Source organism: Pseudomonas fluorescens, assembly GCF_902497875.1.
Lineage (GTDB): Bacteria > Pseudomonadota > Gammaproteobacteria > Pseudomonadales > Pseudomonadaceae > Aquipseudomonas > Aquipseudomonas fluorescens_BR.
In genome coordinates, this window is the sequence record NZ_CABVHY010000098.1 from 1 (window position 1) to 1,901 (window position 1,901).

Consider the following 1,901-nt stretch of genomic DNA (forward strand, 5'->3'; position numbering starts at 1 on the left):
GACGTGCGTGTGGGGCGCGACAAGACGGGCCGTGCACACCTCAAGGCATGGCTGGACGAAACCATGCGCAAGCAGTTTCACGGCACTTCCCATCACCTGGGGCAGCACATCATCGAGTTCAGCGATCCGGATCATGCCACGGGCGTGGTCTATTCCAAGAACGAGCATGAGACGGGTCCGGAGTGGGTGATCATGCAGATGCTGTATTGGGACGACTACGAGCGGATCGACGGACGCTGGTGCTTCCGTCGTCGCTTGCCGTGCTATTGGTACGCCACCGACCTGAATAAACCACCGATTGGCGGCTTGAAAATGCGCTGGCCGGGGCGCGAGCCTTATGCCGGCACGTTTCACGAGCTGTTCCCGTCCTGGGATGCGTTCTGGGCGCAACGGCCGGACAAGGAGGCCTTGCCGGAAATTGCCGAGCCGGCACCGCTGGAGGGGTTTCTTGCGACTTTGCGGCGCGGGGCGGGTGATCCGAAGATTCGCGTGCGCTGAAGGATGGTTGGGCGGTGTACATATCCGTTGCTGCGGTAATGTCGGCGCTGTTCGGATTGGGTGCATATCCGTTGCTGCGGTAACGGCGGCTTATGGTTCCGCCCTTACGGCGGGTCACTTGGAAAAGCCCCAAGTAACCAAGGGCTTTTCCAAGTGACTCGCTGTAAAAGCGAAACCGCCAGTGGCCGTGACCGCAGCAACGGATATGTACACGATCAACAAAATACCGCCTCGCTTTTACTCTTGATGCATCGCCCCCTCACTACGCATGTGTGTGCCTGAAACCCCGAGCTTAAGTGAACAGCATTACGTGGAATGACGGAGCCTTTTATTACAGGTGGTTTTACATGAAGGTGTAGGTGTAGTTGAAGATCAGACGGGTTTGGTCGGTATTACGTACCGAGCCTGAATCGTCACCACGATAGACACCGTGACGCAGGGTCGCTCCGAAGTTTTTCAGAGGGCCATTCTGTACAACGTAGTCGACGCGCATGTCGCGTTCCCACTCCGAGTGATCGCTACCGTTGCCGACATCCTTAATATCATCGCCATGCAGGTACGCGACGCTGGCTTTCAAGCCGGGCACGCCAACGGGAGCGAAGTCATAGGTGTACTGGCCGAAGGTGGTATTTTCTCCGGCACGGACGAACGGGTTGATCATGCTGTCGGTGAACAGGTAGAAGCTGGAGCCGCCCTCGCCCTCATTGCGCCCACGGCTGTCAACGATGTTCCCGTTGTTTACCCACACAAAACCACCGTCGTCGTTCACGCGCTGATGGCCGAGCATCAGCGAGTGACCACCAAGGGTATAGGTGAACATGGCGCTCCAGGTCTTGTTGTCGACTTCGCCTGCATTTTTCGCGTAACCGCTGTTGTTGTTGAAACGGTAGCCTGCGTCCCCGTTCTTGCCATTGGAGCTGCTATCGAAGTAGCGAAGGTCAGTTTTGAAGCTTTGAGAGTCGCCAATCGGGAAGACGTGAACGAGGCCGAGGAACGTTTGTTTGTAAAAGTCTTCAAGCTGCGAATGGTATGCCTGTACGGTCAAATCCTTGGTGATTTTCCAGTCCGCGCCACCGTACTGAAAATTGTTGGAGTCTTGCGTAGCACCGGCTATTGAGAGCCCTGCCCAGTTGCTGGATGCACGACCGGCTGCCTGAGTGATCTTGCCGACGTTGACCGTCACGTTGTTAAATTCTTTCGAAGTCAGCATGCCGCCTTGAAAGGTTTGAGGCAGCACACGACCGTCATTGGCAACCAGGATCGGCAGGTTAGGTTGTAGCGCGCTGCCCACCTTCAGATCGGTTTTGGATATCCTGGCCTTGACGTTGGCACCTCCACGGCTCCACGATTTTTCAGCCGAGCCATCAGAGTCGCTTGGAGAAAAGCTGTTGTTATCCGGGTGG

2 protein-coding genes are annotated in these 1,901 nt (G+C 56.4%); one reads left to right on the forward strand and one right to left on the reverse strand.

Features of this window, described 5'->3' with window-relative positions; translation table 11 throughout:
- A partial coding sequence (locus F8N85_RS33790; protein WP_150807668.1) for a nuclear transport factor 2 family protein occupies positions 1-498 on the forward strand: 498 nt, incomplete at its 5' end.
- A 343-nt stretch (positions 499-841) separates the two neighbouring features.
- Here the strand turns inward: F8N85_RS33790 and F8N85_RS33795 are convergent.
- Positions 842-1,901 (reverse strand): OprD family outer membrane porin (locus F8N85_RS33795; RefSeq protein ID WP_150807669.1); only part of this gene is annotated, 1,060 nt, incomplete at its 5' end.